The following is a 14,895-nucleotide window of genomic DNA, read 5'->3' as shown; positions in this document are numbered from 1 at the left end:
CTACTCTTCGCCCTGGATAATGTCTAATATATGACTATCTATTTATTCATATCGGTTGAATATGGCATCCGTAGACTTGAGGCTGTTGCGCTACTTCCTGGCCGTGGCCGAGGAATCCCATCTGACCAAGGCCGCGGCGCGGCTGGGCATACGCCAGCCGCCGCTCAGCCAGCAGATCCGCGTGCTGGAGCAGGAACTGGGCGTGACGCTGTTCCACCGCCTGCCGCGCGGCATGGAGCTGACCGAAAGCGGCCGCGCGTTGCTGGACGACGCGCGCAACATCGTGGCCCTGGTGGACCAGGCCGTGGAAGGCGTGCGGCGCGTCTCGCTGGGCGAGGCCGGACGCCTGACCGTCGGCTTCACCGGATCCGCCGCCTTCCATCCCTTCGTGCCGTCCGTCATCCGACGTTTCCGCGAAGCCGCGCCCAACGTGCGGCTGGTGCTGGAGGAAAGCAGCACAGGCGAACTGATGGAGGCCGTCGGCGCGGGCCGCGTGGACGTGGCCTTCATCCGCGGTCCCTATGGGCTGGGGCCTGGCGTGGTGGTGGAGACCGTGCTGGAAGAGCCCATGCTGGCCGCGTTTCCCGCCGACCACCCGGCCGTCAAGGGCCGGGCGCGCAAGCGCATCGCACTGTCCGAACTGGCCGACGAATCCCTGATCCTCTACCGCCGCCACAGCGGCCCTGGCCTGTACGACGCCATCATTGCCGCCTGCGGCGCGGCCGGCTTCAGCCCCCGTGTGGCCCAGGAGGCGCCGCGCATGCTGTCCACCCTGAGCCTGGTGGCCGCCGGCTTGGGCGTGTCGCTGGTGCCCGCCTCGCTGCGCCGCGTGAACATCGAGGGCGTGGTCTACGTCAACCTGGCCCGGCCCGCGGAACTGCGCGCGCCGCTGAACCTGATCTGGCGCGACGAACCCCTGTCCGGCGCCACCCGCAAGCTGATCGACGAAGCACGGCGGCAACGGGAGGAATCCCTGCCCTGAGCGCGCGGCGCTACACTGCCCGGCACCCGCACTCCGCATTGCAGCCATGTTTCCAGATTCACCCATAGGCATTTACGACTCCGGCGTCGGCGGACTGAGCGTGCTGCGCGCCATCCGCGACGCCCTGCCCCGCGAATCCCTGTTGTACGTGGCCGACTCGGCCCACGTGCCCTATGGCGAAAAAACGCAGGACTACGTCGAGCAGCGCGCTGCCACGATCGCCGATTACTTCGTGTCGCGCCAGGCCAAGGCCATGGTGGTGGCCTGCAATACCGCCACCGCGGCCGCCATCGCCCAGCTGCGCCTGCGCCATCCTCAACTGATCATCATCGGCGTGGAACCGGCCATCAAGCCTGCCGCGCACCTGACCAGCAGCGGCGTGATCGGCGTGTTCGCCACCACCGGCACCCTGGCCAGCCCCAAATTTGCCGCCCTGGTCCAGCGCGAAGCCCCCGAGGTCCGCATCCTGTTCAAGCCCTGCCCCGAGTGGGTCCGGCTGGTGGAACAAGGCGTGCTCAGCGGCCCCGAGGCCGAGGCCGCCGTGCGCGCTCCCGTGGCTGAGCTGCGCGCGGCCGGCGCCGACGTGCTGGTGCTGGGCTGCACCCACTTCCCCTTCCTGCGCGACGCGATCCAGGCGGCTGCCGGCGCCGATGTGCCGCTGCTGGAAACGGGCGCGCCGGTGGCGCGCCGGCTGCGCCACCAGTTGCAGGAACGCGGCCTGTTGTGCGCCGACGGTCCGGGCGGGCTGCGCCTGGAGACCAGCGGCTCGGCCGAGGCGTTGAGCACTTTGGCCGCACGCCTGCTCGGGCAGGCGCCCGCCGCGCACACGCTGGAGCCGCACTGGCGCTGATTGCGTCCGGTTTGATCCCGCGCATGACGCGCCTGTCCGATTCGGCGAATAATTCGGATACAGTGGACTACAACGCCGCCCGCGGCGCGCACAAGGAGACGCTCATGAAACGCATCCTGATCCCCGTGGACGGCTCGCAGCCCGCCGTCCACGCGGTCCAAGCCCTGCTCGACGCCCGCAGCTACGATCCCGTCGAACGCGTGGAACTCGTGACGGTCCAGATCCCCCTGAAGGCGGGCAAGATCGGCCGCGGCCTGTCGCAAGCCGAAATCGACGCCTATCACGAGGAAGAAGGCCGCAACGCGCTGCAAGCCGCCAGCGAGCTGCTGACCCAGGCTGGCGTGCCCTTCCAGACCCGCATCGAGGTGGGCGCCGCCGCCGAGACCATCGTGCGCGTGGCCGACGAGTCCGGCGCCGACGAAATCTACATGGGGTCGCGCGGGCTGGGCTCGGTGTCGTCCTGGTTCCTGGGTTCGGTCGCGACCCGCGTCCTGCATCTGACGGAGTTGCCCGTCACCCTGGTCAAGTAACCGTCAAGGAGCATCCATGCTGAACATCCTGGTCCCTGTCGACGGCTCCGAGAACGCCAACCGCGCCGTCCTGTACGCCCGCCAGCTCGCCCAAGGCGCCGGCGCCGCGCGTATCCATCTGCTCAACATCCAGACGCCCGTGCAAGGCCGCGCGGGCCTGTCGCGCCTGATCACGCAGGACATGATCGACGAGTTCTACCTGCGCGAAGGCCAGGAGGCCACGGACGAGGCGCGCAAGCTGCTGGATGTGACCGGCGCCGACTACATCAGCCATGTCGAATTCGGCCACGTGGCGACGGAAATCGCCGGCTACGCCCAAGACCATGGCTGCGCCCGCATCGTCATGGGCACGCGTGGCAACGGCTCGCTGACGAACATCCTGATCGGCTCGGTCGCCAATCAAGTGCTGCAACTGGCCGAAGCGCCGGTCACGCTGGTGAAGTAGACGCCGGCCGCGTCAGGCAGCCGGCAGCCATAAGGACACTCTCAAGCCACCCAACGGCGAACGCTGCGCGCGCACGTCGCCGCCATAGGTGCCGGCCAGGTCGCGCACGATATCCAGCCCCAGGCCCGATCCCGGGCGCTGTTCGTCCATGCGCACGCCGCGCAGGAAAATGCGCTCGCGCTCGTGGTCTTCGATGCCTGGACCGTCGTCATCGACCTGGAGCAACAGACGCGCGGGCCCGATCCGTTCGGCCGTGATCAGCACTCGGCCACTGGCCCATTTGCAGGCATTGTCCAGCAGATTTCCCAACATCTCCTGGAGGTCCTGCTGTTCGCCCCGGAACATCAGGTCCGGCGGAAAATCCGCTGTTTCAATACGCAAGTCCCGCCGCGCGTACAAGCGCCGCATCACGCGCAGCAGACCCTCCGCCGTATCCCGCAGCGGGGTACGGCCGTCCGCCGCCCCGGACGCGGCAGCAGCCCGGGCGCGCGCCAGATGATGGTCGATCTGGCGGTTTGCGAGACCGACTTGTTCCCGCACCAGGGCCGCCAGCGCGTTATTGTCGCGCGCAGCGGCGTTGGCCAGGATCGTCAGCGGCGTTTTGACGGCGTGCGCCAGATTGCCCGCCTGCGTCCGCGCGCGCTGCACGATGCCGGCATTCATTTCCAGCACCTTGTTGAAATCATCGACCAGCGGCTGGATTTCGCTGGGAAAGCGGCCTTCTATCCGGCTGATGTCCCCGGCGTTCTGCGCGGCCAATTGGCGCCGCAGCCGGGCCAGAGGCTGCAAGCCTATCACCACCTGCACGATCGCCGCGATGGTCAGGCCCGCCGCCAGTGCGCCCAGCGCTATCGCCAGCATATGGTTGAAACGCCCTATGGGCTCCGCCAAAACCGCCCGGTCCGCGGCCACCAGCAGCCGCAACGGGGCAGCGTCCTCTTCAGCGGGCTTGAGGATGCGCGCCAACACCGCCACCTCACGCCCGGCAGGCCCGGCGACATCATGGAACCGGTCGCCCTCGCCCGTGTCCTGCAGAGGCAGCTCCAGCGTCTGGTCCCACAGAGACCGCGAACGCGCCACGCCGATGGCGGCCGGCCGCGAGCCATCGGCCAGCCGGTCGATCTGCCAGTACAGGCCGGACAAGGGCTGCTCCAGCCGCGGATCGCTCAGCGGTGGCGCGACCACGGGCCTGCCGTCCGGGCCGATGTTGACGGCAGCGGTCAATTGATTGAGATGCAGCGCCAATTCGGCCTGCAACTGCTGGGTGATGTGCTGGCGGAAGAGACTGGCCAGCCCCCAGCCCGCCAACGCCACCGACAGCAGGATCCACGCAAGCGTGCCGGCCAGCAAGCGCAGCCGCAGCGATCCCGCCAGGCTCGCCGCCGCCCGCGTCATGCGCGCGCCGCCAGGCGGTAGCCCAGCCCGCGCACCGTCTCGATGGTGTCCGGCGGCAGCTTCTTGCGCAGGCGGCCGATGAAGACTTCGATGGTGTTCGAATCGCGGTCGAAATCCTGCGCGTAGATGTGCTCGGTCAGCTCGCTGCGCGACACGACTTCGCCTGCGCGCTGCATCAGCACCGACAGCACTTTGAACTCGTGGCTGGTCAAGGCCAGCGCACGCCCGTCCACGGTGACCCGGGCCTGACGCGTATCCAGCACCAGCGGGCCGCAGCGCCACTCGGCGCTGGCGTGCGCCGTGCTACGCCGCAACAGCGCACGCACACGCGCCAGCAGTTCTTCCATGTGGAAAGGCTTGGTCAGATAGTCGTCCGCGCCAGCATCTATTCCCGCGACTTTCTCGTGCCAATTGTCTCGCGCGGTCAGGATCAGCACCGGCATGTTGCGTCCGGCGGCGCGCCACTTCTTCAGGACGGTCAGGCCGTCCAGGACGGGCAGGCCCAGGTCCAGCACCACGGCATCGAATGATTCGACGTCGCCAAGATAGTGCGCCGACTCGCCGTCGGCGGCGGCATCCACCGCGTAACCGGCGCCGCCAAGCGCCTCGGCGAGCTGAGCGGCCAGTGTGGGTTCGTCTTCCACCACGAGTATGCGCATCAGGGCCTGTCCTTGAATTTGATTTCGCGGCCCTTGACGCCCAGCAGGGCGCCGTCGCGCGCGTCGATCTTCAGCTTGAGTATGCCGCCGCCGGCTTGCAGCACACGGATCTCGTAGATGAATTCGTCGTCGTCTTCTTCGAACTCGACCTTGACCACCTGCCCCGGGAAATCGCGCTCGACGATGTCCAGCACCGCGCCCAGGGGCAGCACCTTGCCTGCCTGCAGGGCCTGGCGCGCGCGCTCGTGGTCGCTCTCGTCGGCCAGGCCCGCGCCTGGCCCCGCGGCCAAGGCCAGCGCAAGCGCGCAGGCGGACAATAGTATGCCGCCGCGCCTACGCCAGATCATGCTGAACTCCGTGATGCGGCAAGGCCGGGCCTCTCTGGAAATGGGGATGGATCCAGCGTCATTTATACCGCGCCGCGGATGAACCTCACATGAACGGCGGCTTCAGAATAGGTTCATGCGCCAAACCGAATAATGGCGGCATGGTTGTGAAGACGGCCAGCCCTTTTGAAAACCCAAGGAGAGATTCATCATGACGCGCATTCAGCAAACCCTGGCAGCACTGGCAATCGGCACCTCGGCCCTGGTTGCAGGCGCACCAGCCTTCGCCCAGGCCGCCGCGCCCGCGGCGCCGGCCGCGACGACCGCCCCGGCCACGGCGCCCGCGCCGATGCTGACGATACGTCAGGTCTACGACAAGATGGAAGCGGCCGGCTACCGCAACATCTCCGAGATCGAGCGTTCCAGCAAGCATGGCTACGAAGTGAAGGCCTATGACCCGCAAGGCCAACGCGTCAAGCTGTACGTCGATCCGCAATCCGGCGCCGTCACGCGCAGCCGTTTCGACGATTGACCCCATGCGGGCTTGCGCCCGCCTGAGTATGATGGGACACACCGATAGGAGTCGCATCATGCACATGTTGCGTATGTGGGCCGCGGCCGGCTTTGCGCTGGCCGCCCTCAATGCCTGCGGCGAAATGGCCACCTTGCCGGTCGAAGCCGGCATGGGCCCATCGCCCCAGTTGCCCGCCCCCAATCCCACCGCCATCCCCACGGTGAAGACAGCCAAGGCCGTGGGCTGGCCCGCGGGCGCGCATCCGGTGGCCGCCAGCGGCCTGGCGGTGACGCCGTTCGCCGGCGGCCTGGACCATCCACGCTGGCTGTACGTGCTGCCCAACGGCGACGTGCTGGTGGCCGAGACCAACGCGCCGCCCAAGCCCGAATCGGCCTCCGGCGGCTTCAAGGCCTGGGTCGCCGGCCTGGTGATGAAACGCGCCGGCGCCAGGGCCCCGAGCGCAAACCGCATCACCCTGCTGCGCGATGCCGACCATGACGGCGTCGCCGAAACGCGCAGCGTATTGCTCGACGGCCTGAACTCGCCCTTCGGCATGGCCTTGATCGGCAATCAGCTATACGTCGCCAATGCCGATGCCGTGCTGCGCTTTCCCTACCAAACCGGACAAGAGCGGATCAGCGCCCCCGGCGTGAAGGTCACCGACCTGCCCGCGGGCCTGAACCATCACTGGACCAAGAACCTGCTGGCCAGCCCCGACGGCAGCAAGCTGTACGCGTCCGTGGGCTCCAACAGCAACGTCGGCGAAAACGGCATGGACATTGAAGAGGGCCGCGCCGCCATCTGGGAAATCGACGTGGCCAGCGGCAGCAAGCGCCTCTATGCCACCGGGCTGCGCAACCCGGTGGGCATGGCCTGGGCGCCGGACGGCAAGACGCTGTGGACGGCCGTCAACGAGCGCGACGAACTGGGCAGCGACCTGGTGCCCGACTACATGACCTCGGTGCGGGACGGCGGCTTCTACGGCTGGCCCTACAGCTATTTCGGCCAGCACGTCGACACCCGGGTCCAGCCGCCGCGCCCCGACCTGGTGGCGCGCGCCATCGTGCCCGATTACGCGCTGGGTCCGCACACCGCCTCGCTGGGGCTGGCCTGGTCGGGCGGATCACGCCTGCCCGCCCCCTACACGGACGGCATGTTCGTGGGCCAACATGGTTCATGGAACCGCGATCCGCGCAGCGGCTACGAGGTCATCTTCGTGCCCTTCCGCGGCGGCAAGCCCGACGGCCCGGCGCGCGACGTGCTGACGGGCTTCCTCAATGAAAGCGGCGAAGCCCAGGGCCGTCCGGTAGGGGTGGCGATAGACCGCCAGGGCAACCTGCTGGCGGCCGACGACGTCGGCAATGTGGTGTGGCGAATCGCTCCCGCTTCTACAATGACCGCTCCCCAATGATTCAAGACCAGGAGTGAGCATGAGCACGGAAAAAGTGGCGATCGTCACCGCCGGCGGCAGCGGCATGGGCGCGGCGGCGGCGCGCAAACTGGCGGCCGACGGCTGGCGCGTGGCCATCCTGTCTTCCTCCGGCAAGGGCGCAGCCCTGGCGCAGGAACTGGGCGGCCTGGGCATCACGGGCTCCAACCGCTCGCCCGAGGACCTGGCGCGGCTGGTGGACGCCACACAGCAGAAATGGGGCAGGATCGATGCCGTGGTCAACAGCGCCGGCCACGGCCCCAAGGGGCCGCTGCTGGAGATCAGCGACGAAGACTGGCACCTGGGCATGGAGTACTACCTGCTGAACGTGGTGCGCATCGCGCGCCTGGTCGCGCCGGTGATGAAACAGCAGAAATCCGGCGCCATCGTCAATATTTCAACCTACGCCACCTTCGAACCCGAAGCGCTGTTCCCGACGTCGGGCGTGTTCCGCGCCGGGCTGGCCGCCTTCACCAAGGTGTTCGCGGACGAATACGCCGAGCACAATGTGCGGATGAACAATGTGCTGCCCGGCTTCATCGACAGCCTGCCCGAAAAGGAAGACCGCCGCACGCGCATTCCGATGGGCCGCTACGGCACCGCCGAAGAAGTTGCGGACCTGATCGCCTTCCTGGCTTCCGACGCGTCTTCCTACATCACCGGCCAGAACATCCGCATCGACGGCGGCATTACGCGCTCGGTCTGAATCTCATGCTTTTGGACTAGTCTCTCGTCCGAATGACGGTATTGAAGCCCGTGCCGGGCTTCAGTACCGTAGGTTTTCGCATTCGACGAGGTGCCGCGCATGTCCGCTACGCCGTCAGCGGCTGCGCCGCAGTCCGCCGATATTTCCCCCGCAAAACCGACCCCGGGCCAGGCCTCGCGTTTCCTGGCGCAGGCCACGTTCGGCCCCACGCCCGCCGACATCGACGCCGTGGTGCGCGAAGGCTACGCGGCCTGGCTGGACGCGCAGTTGGCCATGCCGCCATCGCAGACCCATTTCGACTGGCTGCTGCAGCAACGCAAGAACACCGAGGCGTTCAAAGGCAACGGCATCAACGCGCCCCTGGAATCCACGCTGTGGCGCAAGTTCATCTCCGCCCCGGACCAGGTGCGCACGCGGGTGGCGTTCGCGCTGTCGGAGATCTTCGTGGTGGGCGTGTCGTCCATCACCGCGTCCTGGCCGCTGTTCGGCGCCGCGGGCTTCATGGACCTGCTGGCCGAGCATGCCCTGGGCAACTACCAGCAGTTGCTGACGGCCGTGACCCGCAACCTGTCCATGGGCTGCATGCTGACCTACCGCGGCAACCGCAAGGAAGACCCCAAGACCGGCCGCCATCCCGACGAGAACTACGCCCGCGAGGTCATGCAGCTGTTCAGCATCGGCCTGCTGGAACTGGAACCGGACGGCGCCGTCAGGATGGTCCAGGGCGCGCCCGTGGAAACCTACACCAATGCCGACGTGCAGGGGCTGGCCAAGGTCTTCACCGGCTGGGACATCAACGGTCCGGAAACCGACGTGGAGTTCCACCGCCGTCCCATGGCCCTGAACAACGCGCTGCACTCGCTGGCCGAGAAGCGCTTTCTGGGTGCGGTGGTGCCGGCGGGCACCGACGGCCACCTGTCGCTCAAGCGCGCCATGGAGGTGATCTGCGCCCATCCCAACGTAGGGCCCTTCATTGGCACCCAGCTGATCCAGCGGCTGGTCACCAGCAATCCCAGCCACGCCTATGTCGCGCGCGTGTCCGCCGCCTTCAATGACGACGGTAGCGGCGCGCGCGGCAACCTGAAGGCCGTGGTGCGCGCCGTCCTGCTGGACCCCGAGGCGCGCCAACCTGACCTGGCCGCGCCCGGCTGGGGCAAGGTACGCGAACCCATCGTGCGCTTCGCGGCCTGGGCGCGGGCGTTCGGCGCCGCCTCCAACAACGGCGCCTGGGCCATGCCGGACACCACTGACAACACGATCCGGCTGGCCCAGAGCCCGATGCGCTCGGCCAGCGTCTTCAATTTCTTCCGCCCGCGCTATGTGCCGCCGGTGACCGAACTGGCGCGCCAGCACCTGGTGGCGCCGGAGTTGCAGATCACCGATGAAACCAGCATCGCCGGCTACCTGAACTTCCTGGCCATCTATGTGGACCGGGGTTGGGAGGATCTGCAGACGCCCTACGCCGCCGAGATCGCGCTGGCGCAGGATCCGACCGCGCTGGTGGCCCGGGTGCTGCTGCTGCTGGCGGGCGATGCCTATTCCGCCGAGACCGCCGGCAGCATCGCGCGCGCAGTGGCCACGATACCCGCGGACCGGCCGCGCGACCGCGTGCGCGCCACCATCATGCTGGTGGCCGCCAGCCCCGAATACCTGGTGCAGAAATGAAGACTTCCCGCCACGCCGCGCAAACCAGCCGCCGCGAATTCCTGCTGCGCGCCTGCGCGCTCGGCGCCTCCGGGGCCGCCGCGCCGCTGGCGCTGAACCTGGCGGCCCTGGGCGCGGCCGCGGCGCAATCGGCGCCGGCCTCCTCCTACAAGGCGCTGGTCTGCGTGTTTCTCTACGGCGGCAACGACCCCTACAACTCGCTGGTACCCTACGACACGGCCGCCTACAAGGCCTATGCCCAGGCGCGCACCGACATAGCGCTTCCGCGCAACGCCCTGCAGGCCACCGCGCTGCGCGGCAAGGAGCCCGCCCCCGGCGGCGCCCAGTTCGCGCTGGCGCCGTCGCTGGCGCCACTCAAGCCCTTGTACGAAAGCGGCGACATGGCGGTGCTGCTGAACATAGGCCCGCTGGTGGTGCCCACGTCCAAGCAGGAATACATAGGCGCGCGCGTGCCCCTGCCGCCCAAGCTGTTCTCGCACAACGACCAGCAATCGTATTGGCAGGCGCTGGCGCCGGAGGGCGCGGCATCGGGCTGGGCCGGACGGCTGACGGACCTGTACGCGGACGCCAACGCGCAGCGCACCTTCACGGGCATCACGGCGGGCGGCAGCAGCGTGCTGCTGGCCGGACGCAAGATCGCCGGATACCGCGTGGGCATCCATGGTTCGACGCAAATGGACCTGCTGACCCGCGACATGTATGGCTCCAGCGCCTGCACCGCCTTGCTGCGCCAGCTGATCACGCAGCCGCGCGAACACCTGATGGAGCGCGAAATGTCGCGCATCGCCGCGCAGTCCATCGACGCCGATGCGCGCCTGCGCGCGGCCCTCGCGGGCGTGGCCGTGCCAGGCGATTTCTCGACGCCCCTGGCCCAGCAGCTGAAGATCGTCGCCCGCATCATCGCGGCGCGGCAGGCGCTGGGCGCGCGCCGCCAGGTCTTCTTCGTATCGCAGAACGGCTATGACAACCACGCCGGTCTGAACGACACCCACCCCGCGCTGCTCAAGGAACTGGGCCAGGCCTTGGCCGCGTTCCAGCAGGCGCTGTCGGCAATCGGCGTGGCGGACCAGGTGACCACGTTCACGGCATCCGAATTCGGCCGTACCCTGGGCTCCAACGGCAACGGCTCCGACCACGGCTGGGGCTCGCACCACTTCGTGCTGGGCGGCGCCGTCAAGGGCGGCCGCTACTACGGCAGCCACCCGGAAATTGCCCTGGACGGCCCCGGTTTCGTCGACAACGGCCGCCTCTTGCCGACCCTGGCCGTGGACCAGCTCGGGGCGTCTCTGGGCGGCTGGTTCGGCGCCAGCCGCGACGATCTGGGCCTGGTGTTCCCGAACCTGCGGCGCTTCGACGCGCAGGCCCTGGATCTGCTGCCGCGCGCCTAGGGCCGCGCCGGCGGCGGCGGACTCACAGCTGCCGCGCCTGTTCGCGCAGCAGGTACTTCTGGATCTTGCCCGTGGCGGTCTTGGGCAGCGGGCCGAACACAAAGGTGCGCGGCACCTTGAAGCCCGCCAGGCGTCCCCGGCAGAAGCCGGCCAGTTCGTCCGCGGTCGCGGCGCAGCCGTCCTTCAGCGTGACGAAGGCGCAAGGCGTCTCGCCCCACTTGGCATCCGGCCGCGCCACCACCGCCGCTTCCAGCACGGCGGGATGCGCGTACAAGGCATCCTCGACCTCGACCGTCGAGATGTTCTCGCCGCCGGAAATGACGATGTCCTTGGCGCGATCCTTGATCTGCATGTAGCCGTCGGGGTGCACCACGCCCAGATCGCCGGTGTGGAACCAGCCTCCGGCGAAGGCCTCGGCCGTGGCCTGCGGGTTCTTCAGATAGCCCTTCATGAGCGTATTGCCGCGCATCATGATCTCGCCCACGGTGACGCCGTCCGGCGGCACGGGGTCCAGTGTGGCGGGATCCAGCACGCGGACCTGTTCCATCGTGTGCTTGCGCACGCCGATGCGGGCCTTCAGCGCAGCCTGTTCATCCAGAGGCAGATCGCTCCAGGCCTCATGCCAGGCGCAACTGATGGATGGGCCATAGCTCTCGGTCAGGCCATACAGGTGCGTAACGTCTATGCCCAGCTCGTCCATCGCCGCGATGACGGCGGCCGGAGGCGGGGAGCCGCCGGTAAGCACCTGCACCGGCCGGACGGCGCGCCGCTTGATCTCCGGCGGACTGTTGATGAGCATGCCCAGCACCACCGGCGCGGCGCAGAAATAATCGACCCCATGCGCCTGGATGGCGTCGAAGACGGCGCCGGCCTCGACCCGCCGCAGGCAGACATTGGTTCCCGCCAATAGCGCGATGGTCCAGGGAAAGCTCCAGCCATTGCAGTGGAACATCGGCAAGGTCCAGAGGTACACGGCATGCTGGCGCATATCGCAGGCCAAGGCGTTGCCTATCGCATTCAGATAGGCGCCGCGATGGTGGTACAGCACGCCCTTGGGGCTGCCGGTGGTGCCGGAGGTGTAGTTCAGGCACAGCGATTGCCATTCGTCCGCGGGCCAGGAAAACTCGGCCGCTGCATCGCCCGACGCCAGCAGCGTTTCGTAGTTCATTTCCCCGATCAGCTCGCCCGGCCCGCCGTATTCGGGATCGTCGATGTCCACCACCCGGATCCGCCTGCGGGTCTTGGCCAGCGCCTGCGCCATGACGGGCGCGTACTCGCGGTCCGTCAGCAGCACCGCCGCCGCGCCGTGCTCCAGGATGAAGGACAGCGTTTCCGCGTCCAGCCTGGTGTTCAGGGCATTGAGCACCGCGCCCGCCATGGCGACGCCGAAGTGGGCCTCGTACAACGCCGGGATGTTGGGCGCCATCACGGCCACCGTATCGCCGGGCCGCACGCCCAGGCGCGCCAGCCCGCTGGCCAGCCGGCGGCAGCGCGCATAGGTCTCGCGCCAGCTCTGGCGCAGCGCGCCGTGGACGATGGCGGTGCGCTGCGGATAGACCTTCGCCGCGCGCTCGATGAACGTCAGCGGCGAAAGCGCCAGATGGTTGGCGCTGTTGCGTTCGATATCCTGCACATGATGGTCGGGGGTGTCGGCGGGCATCGGAGTCTCACAGAAGCGAAACGCTCACCGCGCCCGTCAGGCGCCGGCTAGCGGGGACAGGCCGCGCAGCGTCGCGCGCAGCAGGGAATCGCTCAGGTCCGCGTCCGCCTGCATCAAGCGCTGCAGCAGGCGGTCGGGACTGTCGCCGGAAGTTTGCAGATGCCAGCCATACAGGTGCAGTCCATTCAGCACATAGGCATCGTCCAGGCCTTCCAGCACGGCCTGCCGGCGCGGCGCGCGCGCCGACGGAGGCAAGGCGTTGTCGGCGCAATCCGCGACCAGGATGGAGGTGGGCCGGGAGAAATAATCCGCCACCCGCAAGCGGGCTTCTTCCAGCCGACGCAGGGCCGCGGCGTCCAGCGGCTCATCCGCCAGGCGCACCTTGAGCAGCAGGTTGCGCTGGTCGAGTTCGACGATGTGCAGGTCTTTCTCGACCCAATCCGCATGCACCGGCACGCTCTTGCGGCGGAAGACTTCCGCGGCCGCCAGCCCCGCGCCCAGGCCTTCGCCGGCAAGCAGCTGCTTGAAGAAGTCCCGCTCGGCCATGGCGCGATCCAGTTCCTGCAGCTCCAGGTCTAGCGCATGGCGCTCGCGCAGGCACTGCGCGCGGCGGGCATGCAATTGCTCGTCTGCCGGGCCGCGCTGCAGGTCCAGCCACCCCGCCAGGCGCACGCCGCTGCGCTGGCCCAGGCGCTCGATGCAGCGGCGCAACTCCCGCAGGAACAGCGCCGCGCCCGCCTCGTCCTGCGCCATATCCGAGGCCAGCGCCGGAAGCAGCAGCAGGCGGCCCGGCGGTTCGCTGGCGTAGCTCGCCAACGTCATCCCCTGGCCGTCCTCGAGGATGCCCGCCCCCGGCGCCGCGGCCAGCGTCGCGCAGGGCTGGAAACAGCGCGCGGCTTCGGTGAAGAGCGTGCGGAAAGGCTCGCCCGCCTGGCGCGGCAGCGCATCGCCGTCCATCGGCTGGCTGCGCACCGTTCGCGGCCAGAGCGGATCGGACCAGTCGTAGGGAAGAATGTCTTGCAGGGTATGCACGCCCACCGTGCGCGGCGCGGGCACCAGCACCACCAGCGTGCCGCCCGCGCCCAGCAGGCGCTTGAATTGCTCGCGCCAGTGGCGGCTGGTGGCCAGCAGCCATTCCGACGCGCCCACGCCCAGCACCGGCGGATCGGCGCGTTCGCAGGCCGCTTCCAGCACCGGGTACAGGCCGGCCGGATTCCATATGAGCACGTCCGCCCGGTCCAGCGAGGCGGGCTGATCAAAGGACAGAACGGCATCCAGGCTGTGGGGCGCAAGCGCCAGCGCAAGGTCGAGCGTAGAAATATTCATATCGCTAATCCGTACTTGACTTTCGAAATCAATATATCATAAAGTCTAGTTAACTAGACAAATATACAAATCCTATATACATATTCCGGAATCCAGCTGTCATGTCTACCCTTACGAACGTCCGCAGCGAGTCCCCCGTCTCCAGCAGCCCCGTGGCGCTGGACCGGGACTCCCCTCTGCCGCTCTATGTGCAGATCAAGCGGCGCGTGCTGATGATGATCCTGAACTGGCAGCAGGAAAGCGACCGCTTTCATACCGACCACGAGCTGAGCGAACAATTCGACGTCAGCCGCATGACGGTCCGCCAAGCCATCCAGGAACTGGTGGACGAGGGCTATCTGCGGCGGGTCCGCGGCTCCGGGACCTTCGTCTGCGCCCCCAAGATCGACGAGCAGTTCAGCCCGGCCATGGACTTCATCGACCAGTGGTCCGCGCACGGCCGCCCCCTGAGCCTGCGCGTGCTGCACTGTGCCCAGGAACCCGCCACCGCCGCGGTGGCGCGCCAGTTGGACGTGACGCCGGGCACGCCGGTCTGGAGCATCCTGCGCCTGCGCACGGTCCAGCTGGTACCGATTTCCATCGACTACCGCTACGTGCGCGTCGACCGCATCCCCCGCATCGACGCCACCCAGGTCGAGGCCGGCTCCCTGCTGGAGTTGATCGGCCACCAGGTCGAACTGGCCTACGGCAACCTCAAGATCGAGGGCGGCGCGGTGCAGGCCGAGCATGCCGACTACCTCAGCCTGCTGCCCGGAGATCCCATCCTGACACGGCACCTGGTGTATTTCGACACGCAGGACCAGCCGGTCATGTCCGGTTTTTCCCACTATCGCGCGGACCAGGTCCGGTACTCGGTGCGCGTGCCGCTGCAGAACGGCGCAGGCAAAACGGACCAGGTGTCGGACTCGCTCGAATTCCGCAACCCACCCGGCGCGACGGAGAACTAGACCGCCGACGTTTTCGCTGTTCGTGGAAGTTGCTGCACCCCTCAAATCCCGCATCAGGCACAGGAGTAGCACC

15 protein-coding genes are annotated in these 14,895 nt (G+C 68.0%); 10 read left to right on the top strand and 5 right to left on the bottom strand.

Features of this window, described 5'->3' with window-relative positions; genetic code table 11:
• Window positions 1-61: 61 nt before the first annotated feature.
• From FOC84_RS20040 to FOC84_RS20025, 4 genes are all read left to right on the top strand, one after another.
• A complete protein-coding gene (locus FOC84_RS20040) occupies window positions 62-982 on the top strand; it encodes a LysR substrate-binding domain-containing protein (protein WP_173145973.1) in 921 nt (306 codons plus the stop codon).
• A 46-nt stretch (window positions 983-1,028) separates the two neighbouring features.
• Entirely contained in the window at window positions 1,029-1,832 is an 804-nt protein-coding gene (gene murI / locus FOC84_RS20035; protein WP_173145972.1) for a glutamate racemase, read from the top strand.
• 104 nt (window positions 1,833-1,936) lie between these two features.
• Window positions 1,937-2,362 carry a universal stress protein gene (locus FOC84_RS20030; protein ID WP_173145971.1) on the top strand — a complete coding sequence of 142 codons (426 nt, stop codon included), beginning with the start codon at window positions 1,937-1,939 and terminating at the stop codon, window positions 2,360-2,362.
• A 16-nt stretch (window positions 2,363-2,378) separates the two neighbouring features.
• On the top strand, window positions 2,379-2,807 hold the full coding sequence (locus FOC84_RS20025) for a universal stress protein (protein ID WP_173145970.1): 429 nt from the start codon (window positions 2,379-2,381) through the stop codon (window positions 2,805-2,807).
• Between the two features lie 12 nt (window positions 2,808-2,819).
• Here FOC84_RS20025 and FOC84_RS20020 read toward each other — a convergent pair whose 3' ends face one another.
• The 3 genes from FOC84_RS20020 to FOC84_RS20010 are packed head-to-tail and all read right to left on the bottom strand — an operon-like array spanning window position 2,820 to window position 5,208.
• The gene (locus FOC84_RS20020; RefSeq protein WP_173145969.1) at window positions 2,820-4,202 is read right to left on the bottom strand and encodes a sensor histidine kinase; all 1,383 of its coding nucleotides are present in this window, start codon (window positions 4,200-4,202) and stop codon (window positions 2,820-2,822) included.
• Window positions 4,199-4,861, bottom strand: coding sequence for a response regulator transcription factor (locus FOC84_RS20015; RefSeq protein WP_173145968.1), 663 nt, complete (start codon window positions 4,859-4,861; stop codon window positions 4,199-4,201). The genes FOC84_RS20020 and FOC84_RS20015 overlap by 4 nt, the downstream gene beginning before the upstream one ends.
• Window positions 4,861-5,208, bottom strand: a complete 348-nt coding sequence (locus FOC84_RS20010) for a PepSY domain-containing protein (protein WP_173145967.1) — start codon at window positions 5,206-5,208, stop codon at window positions 4,861-4,863. The genes FOC84_RS20015 and FOC84_RS20010 overlap by 1 nt, the downstream gene beginning before the upstream one ends.
• A gap of 190 nt (window positions 5,209-5,398) precedes the next feature.
• Between FOC84_RS20010 and FOC84_RS20005 the strand changes: the two genes are divergently transcribed.
• From FOC84_RS20005 to FOC84_RS19985, 5 genes are all read left to right on the top strand, one after another.
• Window positions 5,399-5,719 carry a PepSY domain-containing protein gene (locus tag FOC84_RS20005; protein WP_173145966.1) on the top strand — a complete coding sequence of 107 codons (321 nt, stop codon included), beginning with the start codon at window positions 5,399-5,401 and terminating at the stop codon, window positions 5,717-5,719.
• Between the two features lie 58 nt (window positions 5,720-5,777).
• On the top strand, window positions 5,778-7,112 hold the full coding sequence (locus FOC84_RS20000; protein WP_217278773.1) for a PQQ-dependent sugar dehydrogenase: 1,335 nt from the start codon (window positions 5,778-5,780) through the stop codon (window positions 7,110-7,112).
• Window positions 7,113-7,131: 19 nt separating this feature from the next.
• Complete coding sequence (locus tag FOC84_RS19995; protein WP_173145965.1) at window positions 7,132-7,836, top strand: SDR family oxidoreductase; 705 nt, start codon at window positions 7,132-7,134, stop codon at window positions 7,834-7,836.
• 99 nt (window positions 7,837-7,935) lie between these two features.
• A complete protein-coding gene (locus FOC84_RS19990; protein ID WP_173145964.1) occupies window positions 7,936-9,501 on the top strand; it encodes a DUF1800 domain-containing protein in 1,566 nt (521 codons plus the stop codon).
• Complete coding sequence (locus FOC84_RS19985) at window positions 9,498-10,889, top strand: DUF1501 domain-containing protein (protein WP_173145963.1); 1,392 nt, start codon at window positions 9,498-9,500, stop codon at window positions 10,887-10,889. The genes FOC84_RS19990 and FOC84_RS19985 overlap by 4 nt, the downstream gene beginning before the upstream one ends.
• Window positions 10,890-10,911: 22 nt before the next feature.
• Here FOC84_RS19985 and FOC84_RS19980 read toward each other — a convergent pair whose 3' ends face one another.
• On the bottom strand, window positions 10,912-12,549 hold the full coding sequence (locus tag FOC84_RS19980; RefSeq protein ID WP_173145962.1) for an acyl-CoA synthetase: 1,638 nt from the start codon (window positions 12,547-12,549) through the stop codon (window positions 10,912-10,914).
• A gap of 36 nt (window positions 12,550-12,585) precedes the next feature.
• Window positions 12,586-13,875 (bottom strand): hypothetical protein, encoded by a 1,290-nt coding sequence (locus tag FOC84_RS19975; protein ID WP_173145961.1) that lies wholly within the window; start codon window positions 13,873-13,875, stop codon window positions 12,586-12,588.
• A 101-nt stretch (window positions 13,876-13,976) separates the two neighbouring features.
• On the opposite strand from FOC84_RS19975, the gene FOC84_RS19970 reads away from it, so the two are divergent.
• Entirely contained in the window at window positions 13,977-14,822 is an 846-nt protein-coding gene (locus FOC84_RS19970) for a GntR family transcriptional regulator (protein ID WP_173145960.1), read from the top strand.
• The last annotated feature ends 73 nt before the right edge of the window (window positions 14,823-14,895 follow it).

The sequence above is a fragment of the Achromobacter pestifer genome, from assembly GCF_013267355.1.
Taxonomy (GTDB): Bacteria; Pseudomonadota; Gammaproteobacteria; order Burkholderiales; family Burkholderiaceae_B; genus Achromobacter; species Achromobacter pestifer_A.
This window is presented reverse-complemented; position numbering and strand designations above follow the sequence as displayed.

What these genes read in the sequence shown, in the direction of transcription:
- FOC84_RS20030 (WP_173145971.1), top strand. Translation starts at nt 1,937, where the DNA reads ATGAAACGCATCCTGATCCCCGTGGACGGCTCGCAGCCCGCCGTCCAC.
- FOC84_RS19970 (WP_173145960.1), top strand. Translation starts at nt 13,977, where the DNA reads ATGTCTACCCTTACGAACGTCCGCAGCGAGTCCCCCGTCTCCAGCAGC.
- FOC84_RS19990 (WP_173145964.1), top strand. Translation starts at nt 7,936, where the DNA reads ATGTCCGCTACGCCGTCAGCGGCTGCGCCGCAGTCCGCCGATATTTCC.
- FOC84_RS19975 (WP_173145961.1), bottom strand. Translation starts at nt 13,875, where the DNA reads ATGAATATTTCTACGCTCGACCTTGCGCTGGCGCTTGCGCCCCACAGC.
- FOC84_RS20020 (WP_173145969.1), bottom strand. Translation starts at nt 4,202, where the DNA reads ATGACGCGGGCGGCGGCGAGCCTGGCGGGATCGCTGCGGCTGCGCTTG.
- FOC84_RS19985 (WP_173145963.1), top strand. Translation starts at nt 9,498, where the DNA reads ATGAAGACTTCCCGCCACGCCGCGCAAACCAGCCGCCGCGAATTCCTG.
- murI (WP_173145972.1), top strand. Translation starts at nt 1,029, where the DNA reads ATGTTTCCAGATTCACCCATAGGCATTTACGACTCCGGCGTCGGCGGA.
- FOC84_RS20040 (WP_173145973.1), top strand. Translation starts at nt 62, where the DNA reads ATGGCATCCGTAGACTTGAGGCTGTTGCGCTACTTCCTGGCCGTGGCC.
- FOC84_RS19980 (WP_173145962.1), bottom strand. Translation starts at nt 12,549, where the DNA reads ATGCCCGCCGACACCCCCGACCATCATGTGCAGGATATCGAACGCAAC.
- FOC84_RS20005 (WP_173145966.1), top strand. Translation starts at nt 5,399, where the DNA reads ATGACGCGCATTCAGCAAACCCTGGCAGCACTGGCAATCGGCACCTCG.
- FOC84_RS20015 (WP_173145968.1), bottom strand. Translation starts at nt 4,861, where the DNA reads ATGCGCATACTCGTGGTGGAAGACGAACCCACACTGGCCGCTCAGCTC.
- FOC84_RS20000 (WP_217278773.1), top strand. Translation starts at nt 5,778, where the DNA reads ATGCACATGTTGCGTATGTGGGCCGCGGCCGGCTTTGCGCTGGCCGCC.
- FOC84_RS20025 (WP_173145970.1), top strand. Translation starts at nt 2,379, where the DNA reads ATGCTGAACATCCTGGTCCCTGTCGACGGCTCCGAGAACGCCAACCGC.
- FOC84_RS20010 (WP_173145967.1), bottom strand. Translation starts at nt 5,208, where the DNA reads ATGATCTGGCGTAGGCGCGGCGGCATACTATTGTCCGCCTGCGCGCTT.
- FOC84_RS19995 (WP_173145965.1), top strand. Translation starts at nt 7,132, where the DNA reads ATGAGCACGGAAAAAGTGGCGATCGTCACCGCCGGCGGCAGCGGCATG.